General features: G+C 61.9%; 18 protein-coding genes. 5 read left to right on the forward strand and 13 right to left on the reverse strand.

Annotation, left to right across the window (positions count from 1 at the left end; genetic code table 11):
* The 3 genes from GV818_RS17410 to GV818_RS17420 all read right to left on the reverse strand — a co-directional run bounded on the left by GV818_RS17410 (position 1) and on the right by GV818_RS17420 (position 2,494).
* Positions 1-660: a response regulator gene (locus tag GV818_RS17410; RefSeq protein WP_161756930.1), complete on the reverse strand. Its 660-nt coding sequence runs from the start codon at positions 658-660 to the stop codon at positions 1-3.
* Positions 657-1,550: a sensor histidine kinase gene (locus tag GV818_RS17415; protein WP_161757114.1), complete on the reverse strand. Its 894-nt coding sequence runs from the start codon at positions 1,548-1,550 to the stop codon at positions 657-659. The genes GV818_RS17410 and GV818_RS17415 overlap by 4 nt, the downstream gene beginning before the upstream one ends.
* 506 nt (positions 1,551-2,056) lie before the next feature.
* Positions 2,057-2,494, reverse strand: a complete 438-nt coding sequence (locus tag GV818_RS17420; RefSeq protein WP_161756929.1) for a hypothetical protein — start codon at positions 2,492-2,494, stop codon at positions 2,057-2,059.
* Positions 2,495-3,056: 562 nt separating this feature from the next.
* Here GV818_RS17420 and GV818_RS17425 point away from each other — a divergent pair.
* Both GV818_RS17425 and GV818_RS17430 read left to right on the forward strand, forming a co-directional pair.
* Positions 3,057-3,992, forward strand: a complete 936-nt coding sequence (locus GV818_RS17425) for a chemotaxis protein CheV (protein WP_161756928.1) — start codon at positions 3,057-3,059, stop codon at positions 3,990-3,992.
* A gap of 91 nt (positions 3,993-4,083) precedes the next feature.
* Positions 4,084-4,887 (forward strand): MOSC domain-containing protein, encoded by an 804-nt coding sequence (locus GV818_RS17430; protein WP_161756927.1) that lies wholly within the window; start codon positions 4,084-4,086, stop codon positions 4,885-4,887.
* A gap of 93 nt (positions 4,888-4,980) precedes the next feature.
* On the opposite strand, the gene GV818_RS17435 is transcribed toward GV818_RS17430, so the two are convergent.
* From GV818_RS17435 to GV818_RS17475, 9 genes are all read right to left on the reverse strand, one after another.
* Positions 4,981-5,265, reverse strand: coding sequence for a pyrimidine/purine nucleoside phosphorylase (locus GV818_RS17435; protein ID WP_161756926.1), 285 nt, complete (start codon positions 5,263-5,265; stop codon positions 4,981-4,983).
* Between the two features lie 74 nt (positions 5,266-5,339).
* Positions 5,340-5,879 (reverse strand): exonuclease domain-containing protein, encoded by a 540-nt coding sequence (locus GV818_RS17440; protein WP_161756925.1) that lies wholly within the window; start codon positions 5,877-5,879, stop codon positions 5,340-5,342.
* A gap of 62 nt (positions 5,880-5,941) precedes the next feature.
* The gene (locus tag GV818_RS17445; RefSeq protein ID WP_161756924.1) at positions 5,942-6,898 is read right to left on the reverse strand and encodes an Ldh family oxidoreductase; all 957 of its coding nucleotides are present in this window, start codon (positions 6,896-6,898) and stop codon (positions 5,942-5,944) included.
* Between the two features lie 74 nt (positions 6,899-6,972).
* Positions 6,973-8,928, reverse strand: coding sequence for an acetyl/propionyl/methylcrotonyl-CoA carboxylase subunit alpha (locus tag GV818_RS17450; RefSeq protein WP_161777081.1), 1,956 nt, complete (start codon positions 8,926-8,928; stop codon positions 6,973-6,975).
* A 56-nt stretch (positions 8,929-8,984) separates the two neighbouring features.
* Positions 8,985-9,779, reverse strand: a complete 795-nt coding sequence (locus tag GV818_RS17455) for an enoyl-CoA hydratase/isomerase family protein (RefSeq protein ID WP_372242100.1) — start codon at positions 9,777-9,779, stop codon at positions 8,985-8,987.
* Positions 9,779-10,936 carry a citronellyl-CoA dehydrogenase gene (gene atuD / locus GV818_RS17460; RefSeq protein ID WP_161756921.1) on the reverse strand — a complete coding sequence of 386 codons (1,158 nt, stop codon included), beginning with the start codon at positions 10,934-10,936 and terminating at the stop codon, positions 9,779-9,781. Before atuD ends, GV818_RS17455 begins: the two co-directional genes overlap by 1 nt.
* 125 nt (positions 10,937-11,061) lie before the next feature.
* Positions 11,062-12,678 carry a geranyl-CoA carboxylase subunit beta gene (gene atuC, locus GV818_RS17465; protein WP_161777083.1) on the reverse strand — a complete coding sequence of 539 codons (1,617 nt, stop codon included), beginning with the start codon at positions 12,676-12,678 and terminating at the stop codon, positions 11,062-11,064.
* A gap of 3 nt (positions 12,679-12,681) precedes the next feature.
* Complete coding sequence (locus GV818_RS17470; RefSeq protein ID WP_161777084.1) at positions 12,682-13,551, reverse strand: SDR family oxidoreductase; 870 nt, start codon at positions 13,549-13,551, stop codon at positions 12,682-12,684.
* Between the two features lie 9 nt (positions 13,552-13,560).
* Positions 13,561-15,351, reverse strand: coding sequence for an acyclic terpene utilization AtuA family protein (locus tag GV818_RS17475; protein WP_161777085.1), 1,791 nt, complete (start codon positions 15,349-15,351; stop codon positions 13,561-13,563).
* A 185-nt stretch (positions 15,352-15,536) separates the two neighbouring features.
* Here GV818_RS17475 and GV818_RS17480 point away from each other — a divergent pair, with 185 nt between their 5' ends.
* The 3 genes from GV818_RS17480 to GV818_RS17490 all read left to right on the forward strand — a co-directional run bounded on the left by GV818_RS17480 (position 15,537) and on the right by GV818_RS17490 (position 17,505).
* Positions 15,537-16,160 carry a TetR/AcrR family transcriptional regulator gene (locus tag GV818_RS17480; protein ID WP_161777086.1) on the forward strand — a complete coding sequence of 208 codons (624 nt, stop codon included), beginning with the start codon at positions 15,537-15,539 and terminating at the stop codon, positions 16,158-16,160.
* Positions 16,161-16,256: 96 nt separating this feature from the next.
* On the forward strand, positions 16,257-17,051 hold the full coding sequence (locus GV818_RS17485; protein ID WP_161756916.1) for a substrate-binding periplasmic protein: 795 nt from the start codon (positions 16,257-16,259) through the stop codon (positions 17,049-17,051).
* Positions 17,052-17,145: 94 nt separating this feature from the next.
* On the forward strand, positions 17,146-17,505 hold the full coding sequence (locus tag GV818_RS17490) for a pyoverdine biosynthesis protein (RefSeq protein WP_161756915.1): 360 nt from the start codon (positions 17,146-17,148) through the stop codon (positions 17,503-17,505).
* 53 nt (positions 17,506-17,558) lie between these two features.
* Here GV818_RS17490 and GV818_RS17495 read toward each other — a convergent pair whose 3' ends face one another.
* Positions 17,559-18,107 carry an RNA polymerase factor sigma-70 gene (locus GV818_RS17495; RefSeq protein ID WP_025127259.1) on the reverse strand — a complete coding sequence of 183 codons (549 nt, stop codon included), beginning with the start codon at positions 18,105-18,107 and terminating at the stop codon, positions 17,559-17,561.
* Between the last annotated feature and the right edge of the window lie 176 nt (positions 18,108-18,283).

An 18,283-nucleotide genomic window follows, 5' to 3' on the forward strand; every position in this document is an offset into this window, starting at 1 on the left:
TCAGTCGTCGAGGCTGATGATGCGCTCGCGCACGGCGAACAGCACCAGCCCGGCGACGTCGAAGATTTGCAGGCGCTTCATGATTTGCGAGCGGTGGGTTTCCACGGTCTTGATGCTCAAACCCAGCCCCAGGGCAATCTCGCGGGTCGATTTGCCGCGGACGATCAGCCGCAGGATTTCCAGTTGGCGGGCTGTCAGGTTGTGGTTCTCAATCGGCAGCGGCTGGCTTTTCTGGGCTCGGGTCAGTGCCTGGTTGATCACCGTGTGGGCGATGGCCGGACTCAAGTAGCGCTCGTTGTTGCGCAGGGCTTCAAGGGCATGCTCAAGCTCGACGGCGGTGGTGTCCTTGAGCAGGTAACCGTGAGCGCCAGACTCCAGGGCCTGCATGATCAGGCCGGGATCGGTATGCATCGACAGGATCAATACTTTGCTCTGGGGGTGCATCGCCTTGAGCCTTCGCAGGGCATCGAGGCCACTGGTGCGCTTCATCGACAGATCCAGCAGGACGATATCCGGGCGTAGTTTCTCGACCATTTCCAACAGGTGCGCGCCATCATCGGCTTCACCGATCACCGCGTAGCCGGGAATGTCCATGACCAGGGCGCGCACGCCAGCCCTGATGAGCGAGTGGTCATCCACCAAAAGTAAATTACAGGTCAATGTAAAACCTTATTCGTACTGGCCCGCTCCAGAGTGCGAGGGGCCCAGGGAAAGAGTGCTTCGATCTGAGTGCCTTGGTCGGTCTCGCTGGTGACCTTCAACAGGCCACCCAGTTGGCTGATGCGTTCCTGCATCCCGGCCATGCCACGCTGGCCCTGGGCGCCAGGATCGGCAGCCGGTGCAAAACCCTGGCCATCGTCGCTGATGAACAGCGAAAGACCTTCCGGCAATCGTTGCAGGCGCACCAGCAGGTTTTTCGCCTGGGCGTGACGCAGGATATTGGTCACGGCCTCCTGGGTAATGCGAAACGCCGCAACGGCCATTTCCTCGGAAATCCCTGCCAGGCGCTGGTGGCATTCCAGGCTCCAGTGCACCGAGGTGTTTTCCAGGGTCTTGAGCAAGTGGGCGCGCAGGCTGGCTTCGAGCCCGAGGCTGGCCAGTTGCCGGGGATTGAGGATGGCCGATACGTCACGGACCTTGGCCAGGGTTTCTTCGAGCGTGGTGCCGAGCGCCGTGCAGTGTTCCTGCAAATCGTCCGGCAGGCGGCGCTTGAGCCAGTCGGTCTGCAGTTTTGCTGCTGTCAGCAACTGGCCGATGTCATCGTGCAGTTCGCGGCTGAGGCGATGCCGCTCATTCTCCTTGACCTCCAGCAAGCGCTCGGCCAGTTCCTGAGGCTGGAAGCGGATGGAGTTGCGCGAATAGCCATACTGCACCCAGATGCAGGCCAGGGCCGCGATACTGAGGATCAGCAGGGGCAGAGGCAAGGGCTGGTCCAGGCAATAGATCAACACATTGCCCAAGGCCGAGCCGGAGAACAGCAGCAGGCTGAGCCAGCGCAGATGATCTCGGGAAAGGGGCCATGAGAGGAGTGACTTGAGGCTGGCGTACATAGCGGATGGAGCCAATGAATGTTCGCTGCGAAGAGCCTGGTCAAGGGTGGATGACGGGGCTTGTGTGAAAAGCGGTGCTCTTTGAATATCAGGTTGTAATCAACACTGTCTGTTTGTCATGTGCAGGCCAGGTAGTGACCGCTGACATTGGAGTCAAAGTGCCATTAATGGTGTCTATTAATGCGCGACATAATACCACCGAAGATACCGTTGGTCGCGGTTATACGCTCAGTTATATATGTCTTTGGAGTCAGGAATAGGAGCGTTTCGGTACACCTGTCCGATTTTTGCTGTCAGTGGCGAGGCACAGCAAATACTAGGGGAAAGGAGGTCTTGCGAGCAGGTGCAAGTCTTGGAACATAAAGTCCCAGGATGGATACAAGTTGGAGTTATTTAGTCGACGATGTCGTTCTCGGGTATGAAATACTCAATAACGACGGTGCGCTGGACAGTTGAGCGGATGTTTATTGATGTTCTACCCGGCTTCCTGCGGGATAAACGCAACTTCAATGCCGGCAAGATGGATATGTACAGGTGCAGTTCTGCGCCACTTGCTCAGCCAACTCCTCAATCAGCATCACTTGTTCGCTGTCATCCAGGTTTAGCTGGCCGTTGTTCGGGTCGATCAGCTCCAGTTGCCAGGCCATCAGTGTCAGGCAGCTCTTCAAGGCATCAAGGGTCGATTCATTGAGGTCCAGCGGGTGAGCTGTGCGTTTCAGCAGGCCATGGATATGCAGGGAAAACTCTGATAGTGGGCTGATGGCATGACGCATTGCAATCTGTGCCAGGCGCTGCAGGCTGACGAGCAGGCAATTGATGGCCTCTTCGTCATTTCTGATCAGGAGCAGATGATTCAGGCAGTCTTCCGACTTCGCCAGTAGGGCATGGGCTTCAAACAGGAATTCGGGCAGTGGGGTCGTGCACTCATGGCCGTCCTTTAGCATGCTTATCTCCATGACTTCGTGTCCGATGGTGGGATAGGGCGTTGGCTAAACGGTTTCAAGGTAGAACGTGATTTTTGCAGTTGTATATCAGATAAATCTGATTTTTTATCGGCGATCACAGTCGGCCGCGAGAGTGGGCTTTCATCACTTTCTGACGCTGCCCAAATGCCGGCCACAGCCATGCTGCGCGCGGACGCAGGGGTTTGATGGGCGAGGGTATTTAGGCTTGAAAGGCTGCTAGGCCACCTTTCTGCGATCAAAAACAAAAGCCTGACTCCATTCATGCAATGAGAATGGCGTCACATTAATGGCTATTGGATATCGCGAATATCAGGCTGATCCTGATTGTTGCTAGGGGATTCCCCTAGATATGGGAACCTACCGCCGAGATAGAGGTCTCGCCGTCGCAGAGTTGCGGTGCTGAATTGACCGTCTCAGTAAAGCATGATGTTAATGTGACATCAATGGCTTTGTATGCCAATTTGCATGCGGGTCAAGATACGGCGTATCCGGCCGATATCAGTCTTTAGTGAATTCATCAGAACAAGCCCAGGAGTCTTTAATGGCCGGCATTCTCGACACGGTAGATCAACGCACGCAGCTGGTGGGTGAGAATCGCCTGGAAATCCTCATGTTCCGGCTGGCCGGTCGACAGCTGTTCGCGATCAACGTGTTCAAGGTGCAGGAGGTGCTGCAACTGCCGAAGTTGACCCTGATGCCCCAGCGCCATCCGTTTGTCTGTGGTGTGGTCAATCTGCGTGGCCAGACTCTCCCGGTCATCGACCTGTCCCAGGCGATCGGCATGCGGCCGCTGATTCCGGGGCCCAACAGCACCATCATCGTTACCGAATACAACCGTTCGGTGCAGGCGTTCCTGGTGGGCGGAGTGGATCGCATCGTCAACATGAACTGGGAGGCCATCATGCCGCCGCCAGCCAGTGCCGGGCGCCAGCACTATCTGACAGCCATCAGCAAGGTCGACGACCAGCTGGTGGAAATCATCGATGTCGAAAAAGTCCTGGCGGAAATCGTGCCGTACAACGCCAAGGTATCCCGCGACAAACTCGATGATCCGATCCTGGCTCGTGCCCGTGATCGTGAAGTGCTGCTGGTGGACGACTCCAATGTGGCCCTGTCGCAACTGCGCGACACCCTTGGCCAGTTGGGGGTGAAGATGCACATTGCCAGTGATGGCCTCAAGGCGCTGAACATGCTCAAGGCCTGGGCGGATACCGGGGTCAATATGACCGAGAAGCTATTGATGGTGTTCACCGATGCGGAAATGCCAGAGATGGACGGTTATCGCCTGACCACCGAGATCCGCAATGACCCGCGGCTGCGTGGGCTCTACGTGGTATTGCACACGTCCTTGTCCGGTAGCTTCAACGAATCCATGGTGAAGAAGGTCGGTTGCGACAACTTCCTCTCCAAATTCCAGCCGGACAAACTGGTGGATGTGGTCCGTCAGCGTCTGCTGCTGGATGAAGTCAGCGCCTGAGTGACAGGGGTGTATCCGGCACTGACGCGCTCCTTTGTTTCATCGGGGCGCTGGTATAGGGTGAGGGTTTTGCCCATACAGGGAGCTGGACATGCGTCTTAGCGCGCTATATCGATACCCGTTGAAATCCGCCATGGGCGAAACCCTGCAACAGATCGGCCTGGATAAACTGGGCCTTGAGGGGGATCGCCGCTGGATGCTGGTGGATGAGGCCAGTGGACGTTTCCTGACCCAGCGTGCCGTGGCGCGGATGAGTCAGCTGTCAGCGTTGTGGAATGATCAGGGTGGCCTGACCCTGAGTGCTCCCGGATATGCCACCCTTGAAGTGCCGCTGCCGGATGTCGATTCGCCGTTGCGCGGCGTGACCATCTGGCAGGACACCTTGCGCGTGCCCGATGCCGGGGACGAGGCGGGTGCTTGGGTCAGTGAGTTCATCGGCAAGCCGACCCGCCTGGTACAGGTCCCCCAGGAGCGCGCACGGACCACTGCCGCCGGTTATGGCAAGGACGATGACCAAGTGGCGTTTGCCGATGGCTTTCCCCTGCTGCTGATTGGCCAGGCATCGCTTGAAGACTTGTCGTACCGCGTCGGACGGCCCCTGGAGATGCTGCGTTTTCGTCCCAACCTGGTGATCGAGGGCAGCGAGGCCTTTGCCGAGGATAACTGGAAGCGTGTGCGTATCGGCGATGTCGAGTTTCGCGTGGTCAAGCCCTGTGCCCGCTGCATCCTCACGACCATCGATCCGCAAACCGGCGAACGCAGTGCTGATCGCGAGCCCCTGGCCACCTTGCAGAAATACCGTGCCCGGGAAGAGGGGGCCATGTTCGGCCAGAACCTGGTCAACGACAGCAACGGGCGACTGCAAGTAGGGATGTCGGTGACGGTCCTCGAATAGCCCGCCGGGAACCGATCCTGGCTGCACTATGAAAAATGCCCGTCTCCTGGGAGACGGGCATTTTTTGTCAGCGATAAAACTGCAGCGGATCGATCAGCCGCGGTATTCGCACAGGTAAGCGGTGTCCACCGCGACTTTCAGCTGGAACTTGCTGTTGGCCGGTACGTTGAACTGGCTGCCGGCGGGAAAGGTTTCCCAGTTGGCGCTGTCGGGCAGCTTGACGCTCAGGGCGCCGGAAACCACGTGCATGATTTCCCGCTGTGCAGTACCAAACTCGTATTCGCCCGGGGCCATGACGCCAATGGTGGCGGGACCTTCGGCCGTGCCGAAGGCAATCGACTTGACGGTGCCGTCGAAGTACTCGTTGACTTTAAACATGGGCGATTCCTCAAGAAAGGGTCAAAAAGGTCGGCCAGTATGCACAAGGCCTTCAGGGCCGTCACCTGTCGCCATCAAGGAAGAATCAGCGGTAATAAACGCGCTGTATTGCGTGCATCTTCCAGGGCTCGATGTTGCTGGCCATTGAACTGCATGCCGGCCAATTGCAAGGCTGCGTTGAGGCCCAGCGGGCGCTCCAGGCGTCGAGCCTTGGCGAAGCGCTGCTTGAGGTTCATGTGTGGGACGTCATTCAACAGGCTGTGCAATTGCTGGTTGTGCCACTCCAGTTGCAGCTGCTTGCGATCGTAGTCCCCCCAACTGGCCCAGCCTTCGAGGCGCGGTTGATGCTGGCCGAGCCAGCGCTCGAACAGGCTCCAGACCTCGCTCAGGGGCGCGGCGCTGTCGATGTTGGCCTGGGTGATGCGGGTCAGCTCACGGCAGAACGGCGTTAGCCGGGGGCGTCGCAATGGTCGGACGAAACGCTGGAAGTGGTCCTGTTCCCGGCCTTGGCGGTTAACCAGGGTGGCGCCGATTTCAATAATCTCCATCTCGCTCACCGGCCAGCCCCCTTCATCCGTCGTGGCTTCCAAATCTATTACCAGCCAGTGGGGCATCACAAACTCCAGCCTTCAACATCCTGATGAGGCTTGAGCGTAGCCAAAGCCGAGGCATCCGCCTAGTGCTCGAGTTCATGAAGCAGGGCGGCACTCAGTTCGATACTCAGTCTCGCCGTCTGCCTGCCGGGAATATGAATGCCTTTTTCCTTCAGGCGCAGCAGTTGCTGGCTCAGTCGCGTTGCAAAATCCGCAGCCAGCAACTCAGGTTGCAAGGCGATGATCAGCAACCCCGCGCCTGGGCACTGCGAACCTTCGATGAAGGACGGGGCATCCAGGGACCAGTGGGCACCGCTCAACCCCGCGGCGAGTACCTCCACCATCAGCGCGATGTTCGCCCCGCGCGCGCCACCGAAGGCCAGCAGCAGGCCGTTGATTGCTTCCCGAGCGTCAGTGGTGGGGCGCCCGTGGCGGTCCAGGGCCCAGTCGGGGGGAATCGGCGTGCCGTTTTCGGCGGCCTGGCGCAGGTTGACGAAGGCAGTGGCGCTGGAGGCCTGGTCGATCACCAGGGGCGAACCATCGACGACCGGAGCGGCAAAGGACAGCGGGTTGGTGCAGTACACCGCCTCTCGGCAGTGGCCGGCACCCATCAGGGCCGGGCCATTGGTGGCGGCGAAACATACCAGCCCGGCATCGGCCAGGCGCCGAGTGTAATAACCCAGCTCGCCGCAGGTGTAGCTGTTGTGCTGGGCCAGCAGGCTGATGCCGTAGTGGCCGGCGCGCTGGCACAGCTCGTCGAAGGCTCGATCGAAACCCAGCTGGGCAATGCCGCCCTGGGCGTCCACGCGAATCAGTGCCGGCGCCGGGAACTCCAGCAGCGGCTCGGCGCCAGGGGCTATCCGCCCGGCCCGCATGGCCCCCAGATAATCCTGCAGATGGCTGAAACCCACTGCGGGACGGCCCGCAAGCTCGGCGGCCACGGTGGCGGCGGCCAAGGCATCGGCTACTGCCTCACTGGCGCCCACACGGATTGCCAAGCGTTTTGCCAACTGATGGGCCTGTTGCGGGGTATAGCGCATTCTCGTGCTCCGCGACCTGGCTCCAACCCCGGCAGGTCGGATCGCCGTCTGTCTGTATAGAAGGCGCCGCCGACTTATTCCACTTCCACGAGAATCTGCCGGTTTTTCACCTGGTCACCAAGGTTGACCTGGACCCGGGTGATCACCCCGTCGATCCCGGCCTTGAGTGGGTGCTCCATCTTCATCGCCTCCAGCACCAGCAACAGTTGGCCTTTGCTGACGCTCATGCCTTCACTCACCAGCACATCGACGATAGCCCCATCCATGGGCGCCTTGAGGGTGCCCGAGTGAGCTCCCAACTGACTCTTGACCGGTGCATGGGTGCGATCCTGCAGGTGCAGGCTGCCGCCGGCGCAGCTCAGCCAGAGTTCCCCGTCCTGCAGATGATAGGGGTAATGACGGCGAATACCGTCGATCTCCAAGGTTGCCCGGCGACCATCGGCACTGTGTACCTTGAGCTCGAACTGTTCCTGCGCCTGTCGCACCTGTACCACGCCCGATGCCAGCGCCGTCAGTTCCAGCGCCCATTGGCTGTCATGCAGTCCGAGGCGGTAGCCCAAGGGCACGCTGGCGTGGTTGCGCCAGGTACTCAGCGCAGAGCTGTGTGCGCTTGCACTGTGGTGATAGAACAGCGCAGTGGCAATCGCCAGTTCTTCACTGCTGGGCACTTGGGGCTGCAGGCTTGGGTCCTGGGCAAAATGCTCGGTGATGAAGGCCGTGCTGAATTGGCCGCTGGCGAACAGCGGGTGCCGGAGCAGATTGGCCAGCAACCGGCGATTGCTTTCGAGCCCCAGCAGCACGCAATCCTCGACCCCCCGCAACAGCTTGCGCCGCGCCTCTTCGCGAGTCGCACCGTAGGCAATCAACTTGCCCAGCATCGGGTCGTAGAAGGGGCTGATCCACTGGCCTTCCAGCAGGCCATGATCGACGCGTATCCCCGGTGCAGGCTCCCAGCGCAGGACCTGGCCGGTCTGCGGCAGGAAGTTCTGCGCCGGGTCTTCGGCGTAGAGTCGCACCTCGATGGCGTGGCCGTTGAGCACCACCTGCTCCTGGGTCAGGGGCAGAGGCTCGCCGGCAGCCACTTGCAGTTGCAGGGCAACCAGGTCCAGGCCGGTGATCAACTCGGTGACTGGGTGCTCCACCTGCAAGCGGGTGTTCATCTCCAGGAAATAGAACTGCCCGCGGGCGTCCAGCAGAAATTCCACGGTGCCGGCGCCGACATAGTTCACCGCGCGCCCGGCCTTCAGGGCGGCTTCGCCCATGGCTCGACGCAGCGCCTCGGTCATCACTGGGCAGGGTGCTTCCTCGATGACCTTCTGATGCCGGCGCTGGATCGAGCAATCCCGCTCACCCAGGTAGATCAACTGACCCTGCTGGTCGCCGAACACCTGCATTTCCACGTGCCGTGGCTCGATCAGAGCCTGCTCCAGAATCAGCTCGTCGCTGCCGAACGCATGCAGGGCTTCGGAGCGCGCGGTACGGATCTGCTCCAGCAACTGCTCTGGCTGCTGCACCAGACGCATGCCGCGTCCACCGCCACCGGCGCTGGCCTTGATCATCAGCGGATAGCCGATGCGCAGGGCTTCGCGTTGCAGGGTGAGGTCGTCCTGTGCTTCGCCCTGATAGCCCTGGATGCAGGGCACGCCGGCTTCGAGCATGGCGATTTTCGAACGGCGCTTGCTGCCCATCAACTCGATGGCGGCGGCGCTAGGGCCGATGAACACCAAGCCGGCGTTTTCACAGGCTGCGGCGAACTCGGCGTTTTCTGAAAGAAAGCCATAACCCGGGTGGATCGCATCGGCACCGCTGCGCCGGGCCGCCTCAAGGATTGCCGCACTGTTGAGGTAGGACTGCTGCACCGCCGAGGGGCCGATATGCACGGCTTCGTCAGCCATTTGCACATGCAGGGCAGCGGTGTCGGCGTCACTGAACACTGCGACGGTGCGATAACCCAGGGCCTGGGCGGTGCGCTGGATCCGACAGGCGATTTCGCCACGGTTGGCGATGAGGATCTTGTTGAAGGCGGGCATCGGTGGCTCCCAGAAAGCGGTGTGATAGCGGCTCGCGTATTCGCAGCTGACAGGCTTCAGTTGGCCCAGGCCGGTTTGCGTTTTTGCACGAATGCCAGGGTCCCCTCGATGCCTTCCTCACTGCTGACGGCATTGGCAAAGTCTTCTGCCGCCTGATCGAGCAAGGGCCCCAGGGGCTGGTCGACACTGGCCAGAAGCATGGCCTTGGTGGCGGCGTTGGCTCCCGGCGCGCAGCGCAGCACCAAGGCGACTTGTTGCTGCAAACGTTGTTCCAGAGCCTGCGTGCCATGCTCGACAAAGTGCACCAGACCCAGGCGCTCGGCCTCGCTGCCGTCGAAGCGCGCGGCGGTCAGGGCCAGGCGCCGGGCCTGGGTCAGGCCGATGCGCCGGACCACGAACGGAGCGATCTGCGCCGGCAGCAGGCCGAGGCTGGTTTCCGGCAGGCCGAACTGCGCCTGGGCCTCGGCAATCGCGATATCGCTGACGCAGGCCAAGCCGAAACCGCCGCCCAGGACCGCGCCCTGAAGCACACAGATCAGTGTCTGGGGTATCCGTTGTGCTTCTTCCAGCAGCGTGCCGAAAGCCCGGTTCAACTGGCGAAAGGCGCTGCTGCCATGGGCCCGGGCACCGGCCATGTCCTTGATATCGCCGCCTGCGCAGAAGTGCCCGTCGCTGCCACTGATCACCAGCACGCGCAGGTGCTGCTGGTCGCGCACCGCGGCGAGCACTGCACGCAGTTCGGCGACCATCTGCAAGCTCATGGCGTTGCGGCTTTCAGGGCGGTTGAGGGTGATATGCAGGACGCCGCCAGCCGGTTTCAGCAGCAGAGTTTCGCAGGAGGGCAGGCTGATCATTTTTTCTTCCCCGGCAGGATGCCCATGAGTTTGCAGATGATCCCCAGCATGATCTCGTCGGCACCGCCGCCAATCGACACCAGGCGCACGTCGCGGTAGGCGCGGGCCACCGGGTTGTCCCACATGAAGCCCATGCCGCCCCAGTATTGCAGGCAGCTGTCGCTGACCTCGCGGCCCAGGCGCCCAGCCTTGAGCTTGGCCATGGACGCCAGGCGGGTCACGTCCTGGCCGCGCACGTACTGCTCGGTGGCTTGATAGACCAGAGCCCGCAGGCATTCGATCTCGGTGGACAGTTCGGCCAGGCGAAAATGGATCACCTGGTTGTCGATCAGCGGGCTGCCGAAGGTCCGGCGTTCCTTGCAGTATTCGATGGTGCTGTCGACGCAGTATTCCAGGCCCTTGAGCATGTTCGCCGCGCCAAACAGCCGCTCTTCCTGGAACTGCAGCATCTGCATCATGAAACCGGCGCCTTCATGGCCGATGCGGTTGCGCTGGGGCACCCGCACGTTGTCGAAAAACACCTGGGCGGTTTCCGAGCTGCGCATGCCGAGCTTGTCCAGGTGCGAGCTGAGGCTGATCCCGGGGCTATTCATCGGCACCATGATCAACGACTTGTTGACGTGGGGCTTGTCCTCCGAGGTGTTGGCCAGCAGGCAGATGAAGTCGGCGCTGGGGGAGTTGGTGATCCACATCTTGCTGCCGTTGATCACGTAGTCGTCGCCGTCCTTGCGCGCATGGGTCTTGAGCCCGGCGACATCGGAACCGGCACCGACCTCGGAGACGCCGATGCAGCCCACCTGCTCGCCGCTGATGGCCGGGCGCAGGAACTCGTCGCGCAGCTCATCGGAGCCGAAGCGCGCCAGGGCCGGGGTGCACATGTCGGTCTGCACGCCGATGGACATCGGGATGCCGCCGCAATGGATGGTGCCGAACTCTTCGGCAGCAACGATGGAGTAGCTGTAATCCAGGCCCATGCCACCGAATTTTTCCGGTTTGGAGATGCCCAGCAGCCCCAGCTCGCCGGCCTTGCGGAAGATGTCGTGAATGGGGAAACGCCCGGCCTTTTCCCACTCATCGACGTGGGGGTTGATCTCGCGGTCGACAAAATTGCGCACTGTGCGCCGCAGTTCTTCGTGTTCCTGGGTGAAGATCATTGTTGTTCTCCTCAAGTTGGCTCACACCGCGAAATTCCATTGCTAGCCGCTGCCGAAGGCTTGGGCTGCGTTTGCACGACAAGGTCCTGCGGCGACCGGAAGGGCACCTGCGCTTGATCGCGCGGTTAAAAGCGTGCCACGCCGAAACTGTTGGGTTGCAAGGTCCGCACCTCTGCCTCATGGCAGATATCCAGCAGATAGCCGAGCAGGGTCCGGGTATCCCGCGGATCGATCAGGCCGTCGTCCCACAGGTTGGCGCTGCCGTACAAGGCGGTGGACTGGCTGTCGAGTTTCTGCGCGGTGACCTGCTCGAGCATGTCGAGCATCTTCGGGTCGGCTTCTTGGCCGTTCTTCGCATGCTTGGCCTCGGTGACAATACGCAGCACCTTGCCGGCCTGGGCGCCGCCCATCACTGCGGTGCGGCTGTTGGGCCAGGCGAAGATGAAGCGCGGGTCCAGGCCGCGGCCGCACATTGCATAGTTGCCGGCGCCATAGGAGCCGCCGACGACGATGGTCAGCTTGGGCACTCGGGCATTGGCCACCGCCTGGATCAGCTTCGCCCCGTGCTTGATCACCCCTTGCTGCTCGGACTCGGTGCCGACCATGAAACCGGTGGTGTTGTGGAAGAACAGCAGCGGCGTGCGGCTCTGGTCACACAGCTGGATGAACTGCGCCGCCTTGCTCGCACCCTGGGGCGTGATCGGTCCGTTGTTGCCGATGAAGCCGCAGGGCCGACCCTGGATCTGCAGCTGGCCGCAGAGGGTCTGTGAGTCGAACTCGCCCTTGAACTCCAGGAACTGCGAGCCATCCGCCAGGCGGGCGACGATTTCCCGGGCGTCATAGGGTTTTTTCGGATCTTCGGGAATCAGCCCCAGCAGTTCTTCGATGGGGTACAGCGGCTCATTCCAGGTTCTGGAAGGTGGCACCGGCAGCAGGGCGTTCCACGGCAGCAGGCCAACGATTTCGCGAACAATGCGGATGCCGTCGGCGTCATTTTCCGCCAGGTACTCGGCGGTGCCGGCGATCTGGGCGTGCATCTCGGCACCCCCCAGCTCTTCGTCGGTGGCCACCTCACCGGTGGCAGCCTTGAGCAGCGGCGGCCCGGCGAGAAACAGCTTGGCCTTGCCGCGCACCACCACCACGTAGTCCGACAGGCCGGGCTGGTAGGCGCCACCGGCAGTGGCCGAGCCATGGACCACAGTGATCTGCGGCAAGCCCATGGCCGACATCCGCGCCTGATTGGCGAAGCTGCGTGCGCCTTCGACGAAGATCTCTGCCGCGTAGTTGAGGTTGGCGCCACCGCTTTCCGCCAGGGTCACCACCGGCAGTTTGTTCTCCATGGCGATCTGTTGCAGGCGCAGGGACTTCTTCAAGCCGCTGGGGGAAATGGTCCCGCCCTTGATCGCACTGTTGTTGGCCACCACCAGCATGCGCACCCCGCAGACGTAGCCGATGCCGGCGATCAGGCCACCGCCGGCCTGGCTGCCGTCCTTGTCGTCATGCAGCTTGTAGCCGGCAAGGCTGGCCAGTTCAAGAAACGGCGCACCCGGGTCCAGCAGCAGGTTGAGGCGTTCCCGGGGCAGCAACTGGCCGCGCTGGTCGAACTTGGCCTTGGCCTCGGCGGCCTTGTCCAGCAGGTTCTGCTGCAGGCCTTGCAACTGTTGCAGGCCCACCAGCATGGCCGCGCGGTTCTGTGCGAACTGCGGGCTGTGGGGGTCGAGTTGGGAGTGAATCAGCGGCATGGCTTAGTCCTCGCCCTTGAGTACGTCTGGCAGATAGGCACGGTGAAAGCCGTTGTACGACTCACTGTTGCGCGCCTTGCCCAGGGGCCAGGCACGACTGCCAAGGCTGGCGGCGCCGTCGATGCGCAAGGTGCTGCCGCTGACAAAGGCGGCGCCAGGGCTGAGCAGAAAGACAATCGCTGCGCTGACTTCCGACTCGGTGCCAATGCGCTTGAGCGGCACGTGCTCGCGCAAGGTTGGAATCACCGCCTTGAATGCGCCTTCGTAGGTGTCCATGCCGCTGGAGGCGATCCAGCCCGGCGCCACGGCATTCACCCGGACCCCGGCGTGGCCCCATTCATAGGCGGCGGTCTTGGTGAAGTTGTCCATGCCTGAACGCGCCGCGCCGGAGTGGCCCATGCCGGGCATGCCGCCCCACATGTCGGCGAGCATGTTGACGATGCTCCCGCCATGCTTGCTCATGGACTGGTTGAACACTTCCCGGGCCATCAGGAAGCCACCCACCAGGTTGGTGCGCAACACGGTTTCAAAGCCTTTCTGATTGATCGAGGCCAGCGCTGCCGGATACTGGCCGCCGGCATTGTTCACCAAGCCGTGAATCGCTCCGTGGCTGGCGATCAACTGGCCTACCAGGGCCTTGACCGCCTCCTCGTCGCGAATGTCACAGGCCTGCCAGTCGGCCTTGCCGCCGTCCTCGGTGATCTCGTCGGCGACCTTCTGCAGTTTTTCCGCCTTGCGGCCCACCAGCAGCACGTGAGCCCCCAGCGCCGCCAGTTCGTGGGCGGTGCAACGGCCAATGCCGCTGCCGCCGCCGGTGACGATGATGGTCTGGCCGACGAACAGTTGGGCTTTGAAAATCGACTCGTACACCACGGCAGCTCCTTAATTGAAGGCGTCGGCGATGCGCTGGGGCACCGGAATCTGGATTTCCAGCAACTGCTGGGCGAAGGCTTTGCCTTGCGGGTCGATGCGCAGGCTGGCGACACCGCCACCGCCCAGGGCGTTTTCCAGCAGGAAGTTGAGGCTGTGGGTGCCTGGCAGGTACCAGCGCTGTACCCGGCCCTGGACCGGGTCGAGCACATGGCCCATCCAGTCCACCAGCACCTCAGGGGTCAGGGCTTCGGCGATCCATGGCAGGTAGTCGGGATGGCGCGCGAGCACACCGATATTGCTGTGATTGCCCTTGTCCCCGGAGCGTGCCACCGCCAGCTTGACCAGGGGCACGCTGGCATCGGCGCGGCCTTGGGGCGTGGGCAGCGGATGCGGGGCGGGCAGGGCGCTGGAGTCCAGGCGGTCCACCTCGGGCAGAGCGCAAGGATGGCGCTGGCCGGCAAAATCGATCGCCAGTTGGCAAGCGTCTTTATCCAGCAGGAAGGAGAACAGTCGTATCACCGGATACACCGTCGGCCGTCCGCCGACGATCCCGGTCAGCCCTGGGGCCATACCGGTGGCAGCTTGGGCGATCTCCCGGGAAAACAGCACCAGGGCGGACTTGTTCGGATGGCGCACCGCCAGTTTGATCACCACTTCGCGGCTGTCCTGGCGCTGGCCGTGAGGGCCGTAGGTGGCCTCGCTGCCCAACAGCTCGATATTCACTTCGCTGTAGGGCCCCCAACCGCGTTGGGCAAACATCTCGCTGGTCTTGTCGATGATCGCCTGGCTGACCCGGCGCGCCTTGGCCACCGCATCGATCCCGGCCATCAGGCAACTGGCGGTGCAGCGAAAGCCGTCCGGGTAGGTGGCGCTGACCTTGTACTGGTGGCTGGGAGGCAGGCCTTTGGCACCGCGGACGCTGACTGCATCCGGTGCCCGCTGATGCAGCTGCACCTGGGAAAAATCGCACACAACATCTGGAAGCAGGTAAGCCCTTGGATTGCCTATTTCGTACAGCAGTTGTTCGCCAACCGTCAGCGTGCTCACCAGCCCGCCGGTGCCGGGGGTCTTGCTGACCACGAACTGGCCATCGCTGTCGACTTCCACGATGGGAAAGCCGATGTGTTCGTAGTCCGGCACTTCGCGCCAGTCGGTGAAGTTGCCGCCGGTGCATTGGGCCCCGCACTCGATGATGTGCCCGGCCAAGGCGGCCTGGGCCAGGCGATCGTAGTCCTGCCAGGACCAGGCGAACTCGTGCACCAGGGCGGCGCTGACCACCGCGCTGTCGACGCCGCGTCCGGTGATCACGATGTCCGCGCCCAGGCGCAGGGCCTCGACGATACCGGGAGCGCCGAGGTAGGCGTTGGTGGAGACGCACATCGGCGGCAGCGGCGCGCCGCTGAACATTTCCTTGATTCCGGCGCTGCCCAGTTGCTTGAACTGCGGTTGCAGGTCGTCCCCCAGCAACACGGCGATCTTCAGTGGTACCCCGGCCTGCTCGCAGGCGGCCCGCAGCGCACTGGCACAGGCCTGCGGATTGACCCCGCCGGCGTTGCTGATAACCCGGATGCCCTGTTGATGAATCGAGGCCAGCAGTGGTTTGAGCACCTCGACGAAATCCGTGGCGTAGCCCGCCGCCGGGTCTTTCATACGGGCCCCGGCCATGATCGACAGGGTGATCTCGGCGAGGTAGTCGAACACCAGGTAATCCAGGCGGCCACCTTCCACCAGTTGCCCGGCGGCGCTGCTGGTGTCGCCCCAGAAGGCGCTGGCGCAGCCGATTCGTACAGTCTTGGTCATGACAGGGCTCTCGAAGAAAGAACTGCGAGGAGGCTACCAAGCAAGCGCTTGGTTTGTAAATGGGCGGATGGATTCTTCTAGTCAAGCGCTTGCTTGGTGATCCCGAGGGGCTTAAATTGCGCGCGCCACGGCCGGTGTTGCCGGAGTACGCTGGCTCTTGATGAAGTGAATGTAGGAGAACACCGGTGGACGAGCAAAAAGCCTTGCAGGTAGTACGCGAGCTGATCGCCAGCGGGCAAGTGACCGATCCCGAGAGCGCCCGGGGCAAGCTGCTGCAGACGGCGGCGCACCTGTTTCGCAACAAGGGTTACGAGCGCACCACGGTGCGTGACCTGGCCGGTGCGGTGGGCATTCAATCCGGCAGCATCTTTCATCACTTCAAGAGCAAGGACGACATCCTGCGGGCGGTGATGCAGGAAACCATCCACTACAACACCGCCTTGATGCGCGCCGAGCTGGCCGAGGCCGGCAGCGTGCGCGAGCGGGTGCTGGCGCTGATCCGCTGCGAACTGCAATCGATCATGGGCGGCAGCGGCGAAGCCATGGCGGTACTGGTCTATGAGTGGCGCTCGCTGTCCGCGGAAGGGCAGGCCGCAGTGCTGGCGCTGCGCGATATCTACGAGCAGATCTGGCTGCAGGTGCTGGGAGAGGCCAAGGATGCCGGGTTCATCAAGGGCGATGTGTTCATCACGCGGCGTTTTCTGACCGGTGCCCTGTCCTGGACCACCACCTGGTTCCGTGCGCAGGGTAGCCTGACCCTGGAGCAGTTGGCGCAAGAGGCTTTGTTGTTGGTGCTCAAGGATCATTGAGACACCGACTAATTCTGTGCCGCAACATTGTCGAAGTGGCGGAATGCGCCTAGCGTTATGGCATTACTTTTCTTTTATCCGAGGTGTGTTGCCTTGATGTCCTTGCCGCTGCGGTCGGCCTTGCGAATGCTCTTGCTGACTCTGGCAACACTGTGGCTTTGTCCGGCTTCATCGGCGCAGTTGGTGCGGGTCGCGGCGGCGCATTTTCCGCCTTATACCGTACGCCCGGAAACCGGCGCCGACACCGGTTTGCTGCCGCAACTGGTGGAAGCCCTCAACCAGTCCCAGAGCGATTACCAGTTCGTCCTGGTGCCGACTTCGATTCCCCGGCGTTTCCGTGATTTCGAGCAAGGCCGGGTGGACCTGGCGATCTTCGAAAACCCCGCCTGGGGGTGGCAGGATATTGCCCACACCAGCGTTGACATGGGGCTGGAGGATGCAGAGATTTTCGTCGCCCAGCGCGAGCCTGAACGCGGCCAGGAGTACTTCGCCGAGCTGACGGGCAAGCGCCTGGCGCTGTTCAGCGGTTACCACTACGCCTTCGCCCAGTTCAATGCCGACCCCAAATACCTCGCCGACACCTACAACGCCACGCTGACCTACTCCCACGACAGCAACCTGCTGATGGTCCTGCGGGGCAGGGCGGACATTGCCCTGGTGACCCGCTCCTACCTCAGCGACTTCCTCGCCCGCAACGTCGAGAACACCGACCAACTGCTGGTGTCTGAACGTATCGATCAGGTCTATCACCACTACACGCTGATCCGGCCCAAGGCGCCCATCACGGCGGCGGACTTTGCCGGGATTTTGCAAAAGCTGCGGGACAACGGCCAGATGCAGAAGATCTTCGATCCCTACCGGATTACCGTGATGCCCGTCCCCCGCGCCTGAGCGCCTGTTCACCGAGCCCGGTTCGCGCCGGGCTAAATTTCCTTCGGCGGCCCACGTCACTTGGTTGAATGCCCAACTGACAGTGAGCCCTGCCATGTCCCTTGTGAATCCGCTGAGTGTTGACGCCATGCCTAAGGGCGCGGCTGCGGGGATCGATGCGATCGCCGCCCGGCAGGTGCTGTTCGAGGCATTGCGCGCCGGGGGCCTGGGGCCAGCGGCGAGCGATCCCCAGGCGGCTGAAACGGCCCGGCAGGACCGGTTGGCGTTCTGGTTATCGGCACAGGTGCATGCGCTGTACCTGGATCAACCGGGAGCTGAACGGCCCCCGGCGTTCGCCCACACACCGGTCTGTGCTGCACATGACCGTTGTCGGTACTGTCAGCAGGAATTCGATCTGTTGCACAAGCGTGCGGCGTTGCTGGTACTTGGCCAGAGTGGCCTGCTTGAGGTGTGAACACTGCCCAAGCCGGGTGTTGCACGGCGCCTTGGCTCGGCGCCGGTCGCGGGTCAGCGACGGGCGAAGGTATCGGGGCGGTTGCCCGAGACTTTGCGGCAGTGCACCAGGGCATCGCGAATCATGAAGTTCACCAGGGTCGGCGAGACTCCGAGCTCCTTGGCAATGTCCTTTTGCGGGACGCCATGCAGGCGATACATCTCGAAGGCATAGCGCGTGCGGCTGGGCAATTCGGTCAGCGCGTCGGCGATGTTTTCCAGGGTGGAGAAGTTCATGTGCGAGGTTTCAGGTGACGCGCCATGAATGACCACATTCAAGCCTTCCTCTTCAGTGCCTGAATACTTCTGCTCCAGCGCCTGCTTGCGATAGTGGTCGATGGCCAGGTTGCGCACGATCTGGAACAGATAGCTGAGCTGGGCCTTGAACGAGGAGGTGATTTGCGGCGCCGATTGCAGGCGGAAAAACGCATCTTGAACCACATCTTCAGCCCGGGATCGGCAGCCGGTAATACGGGCTGCGATCTTGACCAGGATCAGGCGGTTGTCGACAAAAGCCTGGAGTAACGGTGAATCGCACCTGCTTGTGGATACTTGTTCCGTCATGGAAATCACCTTGTAGCAAAGAGGTAAGTGGGACGTCAGAAAAATCCGACCGGTCCTACACATCGAGCGACAAATTAGGCTGAATGATAATGATTGTCAATTGAGAAAAAGAACTAATCCTCTCGGTTGATGAAGATTGAGAACGGCTGCTCGTTCAGGGGCTGGATCAGGGCCTC

It is taken from the genome of Pseudomonas sp. Fl4BN1 (assembly GCF_009908285.1).
In the GTDB taxonomy this organism is placed as follows: Bacteria; Pseudomonadota; Gammaproteobacteria; order Pseudomonadales; family Pseudomonadaceae; genus Aquipseudomonas.